This is a genomic window from Sphingopyxis sp. BE235, assembly GCF_031457175.1.
Classification (GTDB): domain Bacteria; phylum Pseudomonadota; class Alphaproteobacteria; order Sphingomonadales; family Sphingomonadaceae; genus Sphingopyxis.
The window spans coordinates 226,251-241,289 of sequence record NZ_JAVDWC010000002.1 but is presented as its reverse complement, the minus strand read 5'-3'; the positions used below and the strand labels follow the sequence as shown (position 1 = coordinate 241,289).

Annotated in this window: 17 protein-coding genes and 1 tRNA gene; 7 read left to right on the top strand and 11 right to left on the bottom strand. The window is 65.7% G+C overall.

All coding sequences use genetic code 11. From position 1 onward, the window contains the following. Positions 1 to 40: 40 nt before the first annotated feature. Positions 41 to 1,315 (bottom strand): phosphopyruvate hydratase, encoded by a 1,275-nt coding sequence (gene eno, locus J2X38_RS08365; protein ID WP_137887688.1) that lies wholly within the window; start codon positions 1,313 to 1,315, stop codon positions 41 to 43. Between the two features lie 204 nt (positions 1,316 to 1,519). Here eno and J2X38_RS08360 point away from each other — a divergent pair, with 204 nt between their 5' ends. The 5 genes from J2X38_RS08360 (at position 1,520) to J2X38_RS08340 (ending at position 3,563) form a co-directional block, all read left to right on the top strand. Continuing rightward, positions 1,520 to 2,068, top strand: a complete 549-nt coding sequence (locus J2X38_RS08360) for a hypothetical protein (protein ID WP_058538110.1) — start codon at positions 1,520 to 1,522, stop codon at positions 2,066 to 2,068. 7 nt (positions 2,069 to 2,075) lie between these two features. Then, the gene (locus J2X38_RS08355; RefSeq protein ID WP_310253107.1) at positions 2,076 to 2,540 is read left to right on the top strand and encodes a phage holin family protein; all 465 of its coding nucleotides are present in this window, start codon (positions 2,076 to 2,078) and stop codon (positions 2,538 to 2,540) included. 28 nt (positions 2,541 to 2,568) lie between these two features. Then, positions 2,569 to 2,913 carry a hypothetical protein gene (locus J2X38_RS08350; RefSeq protein ID WP_310253105.1) on the top strand — a complete coding sequence of 115 codons (345 nt, stop codon included), beginning with the start codon at positions 2,569 to 2,571 and terminating at the stop codon, positions 2,911 to 2,913. Continuing rightward, positions 2,894 to 3,265, top strand: coding sequence for a hypothetical protein (locus J2X38_RS08345; protein ID WP_310253103.1), 372 nt, complete (start codon positions 2,894 to 2,896; stop codon positions 3,263 to 3,265). Before J2X38_RS08350 ends, J2X38_RS08345 begins: the two co-directional genes overlap by 20 nt. Before the next feature lie 82 nt (positions 3,266 to 3,347). Then, positions 3,348 to 3,563 carry a DUF4170 domain-containing protein gene (locus J2X38_RS08340; RefSeq protein ID WP_310253101.1) on the top strand — a complete coding sequence of 72 codons (216 nt, stop codon included), beginning with the start codon at positions 3,348 to 3,350 and terminating at the stop codon, positions 3,561 to 3,563. A gap of 97 nt (positions 3,564 to 3,660) precedes the next feature. On the opposite strand, the gene J2X38_RS08335 is transcribed toward J2X38_RS08340, so the two are convergent. The 4 genes from J2X38_RS08335 to J2X38_RS08320 all read right to left on the bottom strand — a co-directional run bounded on the left by J2X38_RS08335 (position 3,661) and on the right by J2X38_RS08320 (position 8,023). Beyond that, positions 3,661 to 3,939, bottom strand: a complete 279-nt coding sequence (locus tag J2X38_RS08335) for an ETC complex I subunit (RefSeq protein WP_310253099.1) — start codon at positions 3,937 to 3,939, stop codon at positions 3,661 to 3,663. Between the two features lie 66 nt (positions 3,940 to 4,005). Further along, on the bottom strand, positions 4,006 to 6,468 hold the full coding sequence (gene hrpB, locus J2X38_RS08330; RefSeq protein WP_310254826.1) for an ATP-dependent helicase HrpB: 2,463 nt from the start codon (positions 6,466 to 6,468) through the stop codon (positions 4,006 to 4,008). Then, the gene (locus J2X38_RS08325) at positions 6,468 to 6,854 is read right to left on the bottom strand and encodes a DUF1801 domain-containing protein (protein WP_310253097.1); all 387 of its coding nucleotides are present in this window, start codon (positions 6,852 to 6,854) and stop codon (positions 6,468 to 6,470) included. Before J2X38_RS08325 ends, hrpB begins: the two co-directional genes overlap by 1 nt. A 155-nt stretch (positions 6,855 to 7,009) precedes the next feature. After that, positions 7,010 to 8,023, bottom strand: a complete 1,014-nt coding sequence (locus J2X38_RS08320) for a polyprenyl synthetase family protein (protein WP_058538117.1) — start codon at positions 8,021 to 8,023, stop codon at positions 7,010 to 7,012. A 108-nt stretch (positions 8,024 to 8,131) separates the two neighbouring features. Between J2X38_RS08320 and J2X38_RS08315 the strand changes: the two genes are divergently transcribed. After that, the gene (locus J2X38_RS08315; protein WP_310253094.1) at positions 8,132 to 8,419 is read left to right on the top strand and encodes a chorismate mutase; all 288 of its coding nucleotides are present in this window, start codon (positions 8,132 to 8,134) and stop codon (positions 8,417 to 8,419) included. After that, a complete protein-coding gene (locus tag J2X38_RS08310; RefSeq protein ID WP_310253092.1) occupies positions 8,416 to 9,111 on the top strand; it encodes a glutathione S-transferase N-terminal domain-containing protein in 696 nt (231 codons plus the stop codon). The genes J2X38_RS08315 and J2X38_RS08310 overlap by 4 nt, the downstream gene beginning before the upstream one ends. Positions 9,112 to 9,266: 155 nt before the next feature. Here J2X38_RS08310 and J2X38_RS08305 read toward each other — a convergent pair whose 3' ends face one another. The 6 genes from J2X38_RS08305 to lon all read right to left on the bottom strand — a co-directional run bounded on the left by J2X38_RS08305 (position 9,267) and on the right by lon (position 14,949). Next, positions 9,267 to 10,571 (bottom strand): HAMP domain-containing sensor histidine kinase, encoded by a 1,305-nt coding sequence (locus tag J2X38_RS08305; RefSeq protein WP_310254824.1) that lies wholly within the window; start codon positions 10,569 to 10,571, stop codon positions 9,267 to 9,269. A 105-nt stretch (positions 10,572 to 10,676) separates the two neighbouring features. Then, entirely contained in the window at positions 10,677 to 11,339 is a 663-nt protein-coding gene (locus tag J2X38_RS08300; protein WP_037510428.1) for a response regulator transcription factor, read from the bottom strand. A 114-nt stretch (positions 11,340 to 11,453) separates the two neighbouring features. Further along, positions 11,454 to 11,762, bottom strand: a complete 309-nt coding sequence (locus J2X38_RS08295; protein ID WP_058538121.1) for a hypothetical protein — start codon at positions 11,760 to 11,762, stop codon at positions 11,454 to 11,456. Positions 11,763 to 11,849: 87 nt separating this feature from the next. Next, positions 11,850 to 11,924, bottom strand: a tRNA-Val gene (locus J2X38_RS08290). 183 nt (positions 11,925 to 12,107) lie between these two features. After that, a complete protein-coding gene (locus J2X38_RS08285) occupies positions 12,108 to 12,380 on the bottom strand; it encodes an HU family DNA-binding protein (protein ID WP_037510426.1) in 273 nt (90 codons plus the stop codon). 172 nt (positions 12,381 to 12,552) lie between these two features. After that, complete coding sequence (gene lon, locus J2X38_RS08280) at positions 12,553 to 14,949, bottom strand: endopeptidase La (RefSeq protein WP_058538122.1); 2,397 nt, start codon at positions 14,947 to 14,949, stop codon at positions 12,553 to 12,555. Positions 14,950 to 15,039: the final 90 nt, after the last annotated feature.

The following is a 15,039-nucleotide window of genomic DNA, read 5'->3' as shown; positions in this document are numbered from 1 at the left end:
CCTCAACGCCGAGCCAACGGAACCGGCACGCTTCGCTCGCTCAGCCGAAAATCGAAGCCCCCGGATAACGCGCCATGTCGCCCAGCTCTTCTTCGATGCGGATCAGCTGGTTGTACTTCGCAAGCCGGTCCGAACGCGCGAGGCTGCCGGTCTTGATCTGACCGCAGTTGGTCGCGACCGCGAGGTCGGCGATTGTCGAATCCTCGGTCTCGCCCGAGCGGTGCGACATGACGGCGGTGTAGCGTGCGCGGTGCGCCATATCGACCGCGTCGAGCGTTTCGGACAGCGTGCCGATCTGGTTGACCTTGACGAGCAGCGAGTTGGCGAGCCCGTCCTTGATCCCCTGTTCGAGACGCAGCGGATTGGTCACGAACAGGTCGTCGCCGACGAGCTGACACTTGTCACCGACCAGATCAGTGAGCGCCTTCCAGCCCACAAAATCATCTTCGCTCATGCCATCTTCGATCGACTTGATCGGATAGTCGTTCACGAGCGCGGCGAGATATTCGGCCATCTGTTCGGGGCTGAGCGACAGGCCTTCGCCGCTGATCTCATATTTGCCGTTCTTGAAGAATTCGGTCGCGGCGCAATCGAGCGCGAGGACGACGTCGGTGCCGAGCTTGAAGCCCGCCTGATCGACCGATGCCGCGATGAAGTCGAGCGCGGCGCGCGTCGAGGCGAGGTTCGGGGCGAAACCGCCTTCGTCGCCGACCGCGGTCGCGAGGCCCTTTGCCGAGAGGCCCTTCTTCAGCGTGTGGAAAATCTCGCTGCCCCAGCGGACGGCTTCGGCGATGCTGCCGGCGCCGACGGGCATGATCATGAATTCCTGCACGTCGATCGGATTGTCGGCATGCTCGCCGCCGTTGATGATGTTCATCATCGGAACGGGCAAGGTGCGCGCCGAGACGCCGCCGACATAGCGATAGAGCGGCAGGCCGCGTGCGTCGGCCGCGGCCTTGGCAGCGGCGAGGCTGACGCCGAGGATCGCGTTGGCGCCGAGGCGGCTCTTGTTCGGGGTGCCGTCGAGGTCGATCATCGCCTGGTCGAGTTCGCGCTGGTCCTCGGCATCGAGGCCGATCAGCGCCTCGGCGATATCGCCGTTCACCGCGGCTACCGCCTTGATCACGCCCTTGCCGAGATAACGGCTCTTGTCGCCATCGCGCAGTTCAACGGCTTCGTGCGCGCCGGTCGAGGCGCCCGAGGGCACCGCCGCGCGGCCGAAGCTGCCGTCTTCGAGCAGGACATCGACTTCAACGGTCGGATTGCCGCGGCTGTCGAGGATTTCGCGGCCGTGGATGTCGATGATGGCGGTCATGGATTTTGTCCTGCTGAAGCCCTGTCGACAGGGCGTAGGGAAAGGCGCCCGCCTGTTATCGGCAGGGTGACCTTAGTGCAACCGCTGCATAGGAATTTTGCGGAGGGATGGAACCATTCGGTCCGCCTTGCTATATATTGAGGCAGGACCAAAAGGGGACGCCCGCTGATGCGGCGCCCGTATAAGAAGAAGAGGACAAAGCCGATGGCCAAAGCCGCTACTCCCGCGACGAAGAAAGTTGCCGCTCCCCGTCCCAAGGCGCCCGTGAAGGCCGCCGCCACCAAGGCGGCGCCGGCACGCAAGCCGGCCGCCAAAAAGGCGAACGCCAAGGATCACCCGATCCGCGACCAGATCGCCGCGACGCGCGACACCATCAAATCCGAAGCGTCAAAGAAAGCGGCCTCGCTGAAGCAGGAAGCGACGACGCTGAAGAATCAGGCTTCGACCAAGGCCCGCGACGCCGCGAACAAGGGCAAGGACAAGGCCGCCGAAGCCGTCGGCAGCCTCGCCAAGCTGCTCGAAGACAGCGCCGGCACCGTCGACACCAAGTTCGGCAAACAATATGGCGACTACGCCCGCTCGGCCGCGACGACCGTTGCCGGCCTTGCCACGACGCTCGACAAGAAGGATCTCGACGAGCTCGCCGCCTCGACGCGCGACATGGTCAAGAAGAACCCGGCGATCGCCGTCGGTGCCGCCACGGTGATCGGCTTCGTGCTCGCCCGGATGCTCAAGGGCAGCTCGAACGATTGACAGGGCATTGGCATCTTCCGATCCGAATACCCCGCCGGCGCCCGACGCGCGCAGCTTTGACGGCATAAGTCATGGTTATGCGCCCGACGGACGTCCGGTCACGCCGCCGCCCGTTCCGCTCGAAACGATTGTCGGCGACGTCGTCGACAATCTCTCGGCGACGGCACGGGCGGAACTGGCGCTGCTTGAGGCCCGCAGCGAACTGGCACTACACGGCGCGTCATGGACCGCGGCGTGGGGCGCGGTCGCGGCAACTGCCTTGGGCATCGCAATGCTTGCACTTGCGTTCGGGGCGATCCTCGCGCTCGCGCCGCATGTCGGGCCATTCGTTGCGACACTGATCGTCGTCGCGGTGCTGCTCGCCATCGCGGGCTTTGCCGGATGGCGCGCGCAGCTCAGCTATGGCGACATCCGTACCGCGCTCCGCCGCGACCTGACGAACGAGGGGATCGACGATGCCGCGGACGCGTAATCGCCTAATCGCCGCCGCGCGCCGCTCGATGCTCCAGCGGGGCGAACTGCACCGCCGGCTCGACGTCGCGCGCGCGGCGCTGAGGCCCAGTGCGCTCGTCGATCGCGGCAAATACCGGATTGGCGAGGCCGTCGACGACACCGCGCATGCCGTGCAGCAGCAGTTTCGCGACAACAAGCTGCCGATCGCGATCGCAGCGGCAGCCGGCCTCGCTTGGTTGCTACGCGAACCGATCAAGGAACATGCGCCCCGCCTGATGCAAAAGATTCAGGACCTGGCGACCGACGTCGCCGATCATTTTCGTTCCGCCGATGAACGGGCGGACGAGGATGACATCGAAATAGTGGAGGAAGATGATGAAGCCATTCGGTGAAACCGCCCGCGAGACGCGTGCAAAAGCGAGTGAACTTGCGGAGAAAACCGCCGAAAATGCGCGGCTGACCGCCGAGGCGGCAAAAGCGCGCATCCAGGACGGCTACGGCCGCGCCCGCGCCGCGACCGAAGACCTCGCAGCCAAGGCAAGCGAACAGGCCGGCGTCGCCCGCGAAGCCGCCGGCGAAGTCTATGAAAAGGGCAAGGCGCAGGCCAAGCGCGCGAACAGCAAGCTGAAGGATGCGGCCGAGAAGCAGCCGCTGGCCTTGGTCGCGGGCGCGGTCGCGATCGGCGCGCTGCTCGGCTCGCTGCTGCCGAAGTCCGGTTCGGGGGGCCGCAAGGGCGAGGATTGAGCCGCACTTGCCGTAAGGGCAAAGCGCTGGTAGGGGGCGCGGCTTCTCCCCTCCCCAGCGCTAGCCCGCAAGGAAAGCAGCCATGAGCAAATTGCATCTCGTGTTCGGCGGACGCGTCGCCGATCCGCAGGGTCTCGACTTCGTCGACCTGCACAATCTCGACGTCGTCGGCCTCTATCCCGATTATAAGTCGGCCGAAAAGGCGTGGCGCAGCGCAGCGCAGCGCACGGTCGACGATGCCGAAATGAAATATGTCGTCGTCCACCTGCACAAATTGTTGCAGCCCGACGCGGAGTAAATCTCAAGAACGTCGCCCCCGCGAAGGCGGGGGCCGTTATCGTCCTTACGTTACATCTCCAGCGGCCCCCGCCTTCGCGGGAGCGACGTTTATGGGCTTACCGGAAATTGTCGGCGTAGGCCTGGATCTTTAGCGTGCGAACGGGGGGCGCAGAGACCTCCACGTCGATCCCATTCTTCTCCGCATAGGCCACCGCCTCTTCCTGACTCGCGAAACCCAGGCGCAGCTGGCGCTGCGTGTCGCCGCTGCCCGCCCAGCCCATCAGCGGATCGGCCTTGCGCGCTTCGGCGGGGGCGAATTCCAGCATCCAGCGCTGCGTCCCGGCACGCCCCGACTGCATCGCATTCTTGGGCTTCTGGAAGATACGCGCTTTCATCGGAATGTCCTGTAACTGGTGCCTGTTCCGCCGCCTTAGCGCCAACCCCGCCCCACGAAAAGAGGTCTATTGCGCATCGCGCCGCGCCTGCGCCGCTTTGGTCATCAAGCTTGGCCGCGCGTTCGCCGGATCGTCGGGCCAGTTGTGCTTGGGATAGCGCCCGCGCATCTCGCGCGCGACATCGTGCCAGCTGCCGCTCCAGAAGGAGACGAGGTCGCGCGTCGTCTGGATCGGCCGGTGCGCGGGCGAGGTCAGCGCGAGTATCAGCGGCACCGGCGGATCGCCGATCGTCGGGTGGCGCGCCAGCCCGAACAATTCCTGCACGCGCACGCTGACCGTCGGCCCGCCGTCGGCGCCATAGTCGATCGGATGCCGGCTGCCGACGGGCGTCGCATAATCCGCGGGCGCATGTTTTTCGAGCAGCTGGCGCGCCGGCCAGTCGAGCGTCGCCATCAGCGCCTCGGCCAGCTTGCGATCGCCAATGTCGCGGAGGCCGCGGCACCCCGCGAGCAGCGGCTCCAGCCAGAGCTCGAGACTGTCGGCGAGCGCGCCAGTCGAAAGCCCGTCGATCCCCGCGTAAGAAGCGCGCTGGCGCAGCGCCTGCGCCGCCGCCCCCCAGCCGATCAGCCCCAGCCCCTTGCTGCGCACCGCCGCCATCCGCACCGCGATATCGTCCCCGGCATTTTCGCTGCGCCCCGCCTGCCCGCTCGTCAGCGCGATCGCGCCGAGCCGTCGTTCGCGGCGATGGTCGACGCGGTCGTTCGTGCTGTCATAGCTGCTCGCCGAATGCTGAACGATGCGGTCGGCGAAGAGTGCCTCGACCTCGGCCTGTGCGATCGGCGCGGCGGCGAGGATGCGTACGCCCGCAGCATGGCCTTGCGCATCGGCGATCGCGAGCCACTCGCTACCCGCGAGCGGATCGACTGCGTCAATGCGATAGGCGCGGCCGCCGACGCTCAGATATTCGCCGCGCTGCCCTGCCCGCTGCCGCGCGACGCGGTCGGGCCAGGCGGTCGCGATCCAGCCGCCGATCGAGCGCGGCTCGACATCGCCCGCCTCGGCCGCCAGCTTCTCGCCGATCGTCCCCAACCGCCGCGCGAGCCGCCACGCGCCTTCGCTGCGCTCGTTGCGCTGCCCGCGCCAGCGCCCGAGCCGCGCTTCGACATCGACGCCGCGCCCGCCGAGCCCGGGTTCGGTGAGCAGCACCGCGAGCCGCCCCGCCATCTCGGCTTCCCCTGCGCGCGCCGCGTCGAGCAGCATATGCGCGAGCGGCACCGGCAGGGGGATTGCGGCGAGTGCCTTGCCGTGCGCGGTGATGCGGCCGTCGCCGGCGAGCGCGCCGATCGCCTGAAGCCGCGCTTTCGCTTCGGAGATCGCGGCGGGCGACGGCGGGTCGAGCCAGCCCAGCTGGCGCGGATCGACGATGCCCCAGCTCGCGCAATCGAGCACGACGGGCATCAGGTCATTCTCGTGGATTTCGGGCGGATCGAACGGCGGCATGCCCGCCGTCGCCGCGGCCTCCCACAATCGGTACGCAACGCCCGGCCCCTGCCGTGCTGCGCGGCCGGCGCGCTGGGTTGCCGACGCCTGGCTCGCGCGCTCGGTGACAAGGCGCGCAATGCCCGCGGCCTTGTCGAAGCGCGGACGGCGCGAGAGCCCGGCGTCGATGACGATGCGTACGCCATCGATCGTCAGGCTGGTTTCGGCGATGCTCGTCGCGAGGATCAGCTTGCGCCGCCCATCGGGGTCGCGGACGAGCGCCTTGCGTTGCAGCGCCGGGTCGATCTGGCCGTGCAGGCGGTGGACCGCGAGCGGCAGCCGCGCCTCTTCGACCGCGGTCGCGGCGCGTTCTATGTCGGCCGCACCCGGCAGGAAGGCGAGGATGTCGCCGTCGGCCTCGTCGGCCATGGCCTGCCGCACCGCGCCGAGCACCGACGCCTCGAGCCGGTCCTCGGCGCGGCGACCGATATGGCGGAGGTCGAGCGGCCAAATCTTGCCCTCGCTCTTCACCACCGGCGCATTACCGAGCAAAGCGCCGAAGCGCACGCCGTCGAGCGTCGCCGACATCGCGACAAGGCGGAGGTCGTCGCGCAGCCCCTGCTGCGCGTCGATCGCCAGCGCGAGCGCGAAATCGCCGTCGAGACTGCGTTCGTGAACCTCGTCGAACAGCACCGCCGACACGCCATGAAGCTCGGGATCGGCGAGGATTCGGTTGCGGAACAGGCCCGGCGTCATCACGAGCAGCCGCGTCGCCGCCGATTGCTTGCTGTCGAGCCGCGTCGCATAGCCGACGCGGCCGCCGACCGCTTCGCCCATCTCCTCGGCGATCCGCTCGGCCGCCCCGCGCGCCGCAAGCCGGCGCGGCGAGAGCAGCCACACCGCGCCCTTGCACCACGGCTGGTCGAGAATCGCGGGGGCGACGCGCGTCGTCTTGCCCGCGCCCGGCGGCGCAACGACAACGGCGTTGGGTTTCAGCACCAGCGCCGCCATGATATCGGGCAGCACGACATCGATCGGCAGCACCTGCATCATGTTCGCGCCGCGGGGTTGCCCAATTCGGTATTGAGGCGAAAAGCGTCGGCGGCGAGGCGCGACACCGCATCGGCGGTGACCTCAGTCGCTTCGGTCATCACCAGATTGCCCAATTCATATTTGCCGCTCGCCTTGATGCGCGGATCGAGGTCGCGCAGCCTTTTGCCCCGCCAGAAGCCAAGCAGCACGCGATGCTCCTCGGCGCGGATCAGGATGCACGGACCATTCGCCATGAAGACGAGGTTGGTCCATTTGATCGTCTCTTCGAAGGGCGCCGCGCGCCGGATCGCCGCGCGCATCATTTCGCAGCGTTCGCGCTGCCAGCCCGACAGTGCAGCGATATAGGCGTCGGGGTTTTCGGCTGCTGGACCCATCATCGCCATATGTCGTTCCCGATATGCTGGAAAGCCGATCTATTATCCTCGTCACCCCGGACTTGATCCGGGGTTCCGCTTTTCACCGTCGCTAAGCGGGACCCCGGATCAAGTCCGGGGTGACGAAAGGATGGTGTCGCCGATCTTCCCTCAAAAGTGGAGCGTCAATAGGCGCGCGCGACGGCGAAGGCGACCGCTTCGGTCAGCGCCGACTTCGCCTGGCTGGCGCTGAAACCCCCGATCGCATCGACCGCGCGCTGGCCGTAATGGCGCGCGCGCGCGAGCGTGTCGGCGATCGTGTCGTGCTTGTGGAGCAGGCTCGTCGCGTAGCCAAGATCTTCGTCCGACGTGCGGTGCCCCGTGATCGCGAGCTTCCAGAACTCGCGCTCCTCGGCGCTGCCGCGCGCATAAGCGAGGATGACGGGCAAGGTGACCTTGCCGTCGCGGAAGTCATCGCCGACGCCCTTGCCCATCGTTTCGGCGTCCGAAACATAATCGATCGCATCGTCGACGAGCTGGAACGCGATGCCGAGGTTGCGGCCATAGGCGTCGAGCGCGGCTTCGGTCGCCTCGTCACGCTCGGCGACGACCGCGGCGATCTTGCACGCCGCGGCGAACAGCTCGGCGGTCTTGGCGTTGATGATCGCGAGATACTGGTCCTCGCTCGTCTCGATCCGGCGCTGCGCCGAGAGCTGGTTGACCTCGCCCTCGGCGATCACGGCCGAAGCGCGGCTGAGGATCTTGAGCACCTTCAGCGAGCCGTCCTCGACCATCACCTCGAACGCACGACTGAACAGGAAATCGCCGACGAGCACCGAGGCGCTGTTGCCCCAGATGAGGTTCGCGGTCTTGCGCCCGCGGCGCAGGTCCGATTTGTCGACGACATCGTCGTGGAGCAAGGTTGCGGTATGGATGAACTCGACCGCGGCGGCGAGCTTGCAGTGGCGGCGCCCCGGATAGTCGAGCAGCTTTCCGCACGCGAGCGTCAGCATCGGCCGCATGCGCTTGCCACCGCCAGCGATCAAATGACCGGCAAGTTCGGGGATCAGCGGCACTTCGGACTGCATGCGGTCGAGAATGACCGAATTCACCTCGTTCATGTCGGCGGCGACGAGCGCCATCATCGGGTCGAGCGAGGGCGGCCGGTCGCCGTGGAGCTGATGGATTTCCGCAGTCATAACGCGGCGAGCCTTGGCGCCGTGCCCACGATTTTGCAACGACTTTCGGCTTGCTTTGAAGCCCCGCACGGTGCCAAGCGTGCCGGAGAAGAGAGGAATCGCGCACCCATGGACGACCAACTGAGCCGTTACCGCCAGAGCATCGACAATATCGACGCGGCGCTCGTCTATATGCTCGCCGAACGGTTCAAGGTGACCAAGGCGGTCGGCGAGCTCAAGGCGCGCGAAGGCCTGCCCCCCGCCGACCCCGGCCGCGAGGAGCGCCAGATCGAACGGCTGCGCGAACTGGCCCGCGATGCCGACCTCGACCCCGATTTCACCGAGAAATTCCTGCGCTTCATCATCGACGAAGTGATCCGCCATCACCAACAAGCCAAGCGCGAGCAAAGCGTATGAGCGTCGACCATCCGATCTTCGCGCGCTGGCCCGCGCAGCACCCCGACCGGATCCAGCTTTTCTCCGCGCCGACGCCGAACGGGGTGAAGGCGGGCATCATGCTCGAGGAAACCGGCCTTGCTTATGAACCGCACCGGATCGACATCATGGCGAACGAGAGCCATGATCCGGCCTTCCTCGCGCTCAATCCAAATGGCAAGATCCCGGCGATCTACGATCCGCAAGGCCCGGGCGGAAAGCCGCTCGCGCTGTTCGAATCGGGCGCGATCCTGATCTATCTCGCCGACAAGAGCGGGCAGTTTCTTTCGGCCGACCCGGTAACGCGCTACGAAACGATCCAGTGGGTGATGTGGCAGATGGGCGGGGTCGGGCCGATGTTCGGCCAGCTCGGCTTCTTTCACAAATTCGCCGGCCGCGAATATGAGGACAAGCGCCCGCGCGACCGCTACGCGGCCGAATCGGCGCGATTGCTCGGTGTGCTCGACGAGCGACTGGCGACCCGCGAATGGGTGATGGGCGCAGACTACAGCATCGCCGATATTTCATTGCTCGGCTGGGTCCGCAACCTGATCGGATTTTACGATGCGCGCGAGATCGTCGGCTTCGACCGGTTCACGCATGTCCAGCGCTGGCTCGATGCGGGCCTCGCTCGCCCCGCCGTACAGCGCGGGCTGGAAGTGACCGCGGCGTAAAGGCGATCGGGCGCTTTCGACCGAATCCTGTCATTCCCGCGAAGGCGGGAATCCCGCTTTTTTCTTCGCCGTCGCCAAGCGGGATCCCCGCCTTCGCGGGGATGACGAAGAAGTGGGCTACCTCCGCTTCCCACCCCAAAGCAGTCATTCGGCCGCTACCCCGCCGGCAGCCTCAGCCGCACGAGCAATCCGCCGAGATCCTCGCTCTCCTCGAGTGCGATGCTGCCGCCGTAGATTTCGGCAACGTCGCGCACGATCGCGAGTCCCAGCCCCGTCCCCGGTTTGCCGCTGTCGAGGCGGACGCCGCGGTCGATGACGCGGTCGCGGTCGGCGGGCGAGATTCCAGCGCCATCATCCTCGATCAGGATTTCCGCCATTCCGTCTTCGCGGCCGACGGTAACAAAGACACTGCCACCGCCATATTTGGCCGCGTTTTCGAGCAAATTGCCGACGAGTTCGTCGAGATCCTGCCGCTCGACGCGCACAACGACGGTCTTGTCGCCGGCCGCATCGAGCCGCGCATCGGGATAGAGCGCGGCGACCGCGCGCGACACGCTGTTCACGCTGTCCCAGACGGTCGCACGCGCCTGTGCCGCGCCGCGACGCCCGACCGCGCGCGCGCGGGCGAGGTGGTGGTCGACCTGCCGCTGCATCGTCGCCGCCTCGCGCCGCACGGTGTCGGCGAGTTCCGTATCCGAGCTCGTCGCGCTGTTCACGAGCACGGTGAGCGGCGTTTTCAGCGCATGCGCGAGATTGCCCGCGTGCAGTCGCGCTTCCTCGGCCTGTTTCTCGTTATGCGCGAGCAGCGCGTTGAGTTCGTCGACCATCGGCTGCACTTCGAGCGGCAGGGGCGCATCGACGCGGCGGTTCTGCCCGCCGCGCATCGCCGCGATCGCGCGGCGGATGTGGCGCAGCGGCCACAGGCCGTAAAAGGTCTGGAGCGCAGCGAGGATGATGAGGCCGAGGCCGAGCAGCGCAAGGCTGGGGATCAGCGTCGCACGCACCGCGCGATTCTGGGTGTCGAGCGCTTCGCGCGACTGGGCGATCTGGAACCGCCAGTTGGTCTTGCTGCCCGGCAGGATGACGTTGCGTTCGAGCACGCGCAGTTCCTCGTCGGGAAACTGGGTGCTGTCATAGGTGTGGATCTGGTTGTCGACATGCGGCGTCGGCGCCTTCAGCGACCGTTCCCACAGCGAGCGCGAGCGATAGGGTTCCTGATTACCGCCGCTGATCTGCCAGTAAAGCCCGCTGTACGGTTCGAGGAAACGCTGGTCGCCGAGCGGCTCGACCAGCCGCACTTCGCCATCGGGGCCGATCTCCGACGAGCGGATCATCGCGATCAGCACATATTCGAGGCTCGAATCGAAGTTGCGCGTGATCGCACCGGTCAGCACGCGGTCGAGCGCAAAGCCGCCGCCGATCAGCAGCACCGAAATCCACAGCGCCGCGATCGCGATCATGCGCCGCGCGAGCGAACCGGTGATGCGGCTGGTCAGCGCCGCCGGTTTGTCCGCCGCGTCCGGGTCTTCTACGACCGCCGGGGCGACGTCGGCCTCTCTCACGGCTTATTGCGGATCGTCGAGCTGATAACCGAGGCCGCGGATCGTCGTGATGATGTCGGCACCCAATTTCTTGCGGATGCGCGTCACGAACACCTCGATCGTGTTCGAATCGCGGTCGAAATCCTGATCGTAGATATGTTCGATCAGCTCGGTGCGCGACACGACCTTGCCCTTGTGATGGAGCAGGTACGACAGCAGCTTATATTCCTGCGCCGTCAGCTTCACCGGCTCGCCGGCCAGCGTGACGCGGCCCGAGCGCGTGTCGAGGCGCACCGGACCCGCCGTCAGCTCGCTCGACGCATTGCCCGCGGCGCGGCGGATCAGCGCGCGCAGGCGGGCGATCAGCTCTTCGGTCTGGAATGGCTTGGCGAGATAGTCGTCGGCGCCCGCATCGAGCCCCGCCACCTTGTCGGACCAGCTGTCGCGCGCGGTGAGGACGAGCACGGGAAAGTTGCGCTTTTCGCGGCGCCAGCGGTCGAGCACCGTGAGCCCGTCGATTTCGGGCAGGCCGAGATCGAGGATTGCGGCGTCGTAATTTTCGGTCGAGCCGAGGAAGTGCCCGTCCTCGCCATCGGTCGCGAGATCGACGGCATAGCCGGCCCCCTCCAGCGTCGCCTTCAGCTGCGGGCCCAGCGTGGGTTCGTCTTCGACAATCAAGATCCGCATTCAGGCGCCTTTCCTTTGCGCACCGGGCAACCCGGCCGCATGTTTCGACTGTGTATCAAGTCCGAACGATCATCGCAAAATCTCGTTGCGACGAAAGGTCGGTTCACGGGAATGTCAGGGTTTGCGTCCCACGATCCGGCCGGTGCGGGCATCGACATAGACAACGACCACCTGGCTGCCGTCCATGAATTTCAGGGCATAGATCATCCGCCCCGCATCGAACTGCGGGCCGCCGAGATAGGTCATCTCGCTATAGGGCGCGCGCGAACGGACGTCGGCGATCAGCTTGTTGAGCGGGATAACCTGTCCCTGCGCCGCCGCTTCGCGCAGATTGTCCTGGTCGCGGTTGCCGCGGGCGGTCGCGGGCGCGCCTGCCGAGAGCAGCAGCGCGGAGATGAGGGAGAGGGTCAGTGTACGGATCATGGCCGTTTCTCTAACGCGAAAGCATTGAATAGGCGATGAATGGCCGGGTCAGCTCCGGTTTCGGTTCGTGCCATGGCCGGAGGGCCATGGTGGGCGCGACAGGGATTGAACCTGTGACCCCACCCGTGTGAAGGGTGTGCTCTACCGCTGAGCTACGCGCCCGATCGGTGCATGCCGGAAGCCCGGTGTCCGAAAGTCGGACGTCCATAGCCGCTGCGACGGTGATTGCAACGGGCATTTGCTCAATCTTCACGCACAAATCGCATGGATCCCACCGGCAGATACAAATCGGGCCGCAGCTTGCGCCGCGGCCCGAGATGGTTTCACCAGAAGGCGCCTGTCAACTTAGTTGACGGCGTCCTTGAGGGCCTTGCCGGCCTTGAACTTCGGCTGGTTCGACGCCGCGATGGTCATCGTTTCGCCGGTGCGCGGGTTGCGGCCGGTCGATGCCTTGCGCTTGCTGACTGCGAAGGTGCCGAAGCCGACGAGACGGACTTCGCCGCCCTTCTTCAGCGAACCCGTGATCGCGTCGAACACGGCTTCAACCGCTTTGCTCGCGTCACCCTTGGTCAGGCCGCTCGAGTCAGCGACGGCGGCGATCAGGTCTTGTTTGTTCATGCCTAAGGAACCCCTGCAATATGGTTGGTTTAATGATTCTCATGGCCCGAAGCCATGGCGCGTCACTAACGATGTTTAGCCCCGCCTTGTCAAAGCAAAAAAGGGCGCAAAACGCCCCAAAACGTCGATTTTGCGACGAATTTGGGGCGAATTGCCGTCAAGCGGCGATGACTCAGTGCCGAATCGTCGTTTCGGGGTCGGTGCCGGAGTGAACCGGGGGCGACGCGGCAAGCTCGTCGGCCTCGGTCCATTCGATCGGAACGACCGGCGAAACCAGGGCCACGGCGAGCACTTCGTCGACGTGGCTGACCGGGATGATCTTCAATCCGGTCGTGATATTCGCCGGGATTTCAACGAGGTCTTTCTCATTCTCTTCGGGGATCAGCACGGTCTTGATGCCACCACGAAGAGCCGCGAGCAGCTTTTCCTTGAGGCCCCCGATCGCCAGAACGCGGCCACGCAGCGTGACTTCGCCGGTCATCGCGACGTCGCGGCGCACCGCGATCCCGGTCAGCGTCGAAATCATCGCGGTGACCATCCCGACACCGGCCGAGGGGCCATCCTTCGGCACCGCGCCTTCGGGCAAGTGGATGTGGATGTCCTTGCGCGCGAACAGGCTGGGCTTGATGCCATAGGCCGGGGCGCGCGCCTTCACGAACGACAGCGCCGCCTGCACCGATTCGGTCATCACTTCACCGAGCTTGCCGGTGGTGCGGACCTGCCCCTTGCCCGATGCGGTCACGGCTTCGATCGTCAGCAATTCGCCGCCGACCTCGGTCCATGCCAGCCCCGTGACGGCGCCGACCTGATCTTCCAGATCGCCCATGCCGTGGCGGAATTTGCGCACGCCCGCGAATTCGGACAGATTGTCGGGCGTCACGGTGACGCTTTCGGCCTTGCCTTCGAGAATGCGGCGCAGCGCCTTGCGCGCCAGACGCGCAATCTCGCGCTCAAGCGTGCGGACGCCGGCCTCGCGGGTGTAATAACGGATCAGGTCGCGCAGCCCTTCTTCGGTCAGCTCGAACTCGCCGGCCTTCAGCCCATGCGCCTCGATCTGCTTCGCGATCAGGTGCAGCTTGGCGATCTCGACCTTTTCGTCCTCGGTATAACCTTCGAGCCGGATGATCTCCATGCGGTCGAGCAGCGCCTGCGGCAGGTTGAGCGAGTTCGCGGTGGTGACGAACATGATGTCGCTGAGGTCGACGTCGACTTCCAGATAATGGTCCTGGAATTTGCCATTCTGTTCGGGGTCGAGCACCTCGAGCAGCGCCGATGCCGGATCGCCGCGGAAATCCTGGCCGAGCTTGTCGATCTCGTCGAGCAGGAACAGCGGGTTCATCGTGCCGGCCTTTTTGAGGTTCGTCACGATCTTGCCCGGCAGCGAGCCGATATAGGTGCGGCGGTGGCCGCGGATTTCGGCTTCGTCGCGCACGCCGCCCAGCGACTGGCGAATGAACTCGCGCCCCGTCGCCTTGGCGATCGATTTGCCGAGGCTGGTCTTGCCGACGCCCGGAGGGCCGACGAGGCAGAGGATCGGCCCCTTCAGCTTGTTGGTGCGCGCCTGAACCGCGAGATATTCGACGATCCGGTCCTTGACCTTTTCGAGTGCATAATGGTCGTCGTCGAGGACTTCCTGCGCCTTCGCGATGTCCTTTTTCAGCTTCGACTTCTTGCCCCATGGCAGGCCGATCAGCGTGTCGAGATAGTTGCGGACAACGGTCGCCTCGGCCGACATCGGCGCCATCGCACGCAGCTTTTTCATTTCAGCCTGCGCCTTGGCCTTGGCTTCCTTCGACATTTTGAGGCTGTCGATCTTGAGCTGAAGTTCGGCCAGGTCGTCGCCGCCCTCGCCATTGTCGTTGCCGAGCTCGCGCTGGATCGCCTTCAACTGTTCGTTGAGATAATATTCGCGCTGGCTCTTTTCCATCTGGCGCTTCACGCGGCCGCGGATCTTCTTTTCGACCTGCAACACGCCAAGCTCGCCTTCCATGAAGGCGAAGACCATTTCGAGCCGCTTCGACGGCGCGTCCTCGACGAGCAACGCCTGCTTGTCGGAGACCTTGATGTTGAGGTTGCCCGCGACCGAATCGGCGAGGCGCGAGGCATCCTCGATCTGCGACAGCTGCACCGCGGTTTCGGCGGGCATCTTCTTGTTGAGCTTGGCGTAATTTTCGAACTGATCGACGACCGAGCGCATCAGTGCGGCGGTGTCGACGCTGTCATCGATCGTGTCGCCGACCGGCTTCACGCTCGCCATCACGGCCTTGTCTTCGTTGGTGAGCGCGAGCAGCTTCGCGCGCTCCTTCCCTTCGACGAGCACGCGGACGGTGCCGTCGGGCAGTTTCAGCAGCTGGAGCACGGTGGCGATCACGCCGACGTCGTACAGATCGTCGCGCTGCGGGTCGTCCTCGCCCGGATCAAGCTGCGCGACGAGGAAGATTTCCTTGTCGCTTTCCATCGCGGTTTCGAGCGCGGCGACCGAGCGGTCGCGGCCGACGAACAAGGGCACGATCATGTGCGGGAAAACGACGATGTCACGAAGCGGAAGAAGAGGATAAGATTGCGTCATTACGGCTCCTGGACGGGCCCCGCGACCGGGCGCACCGCCCTTCTTATAGGTGGTTCTTCGCTAATATGGCGTAACTTGGCACGCATTCAA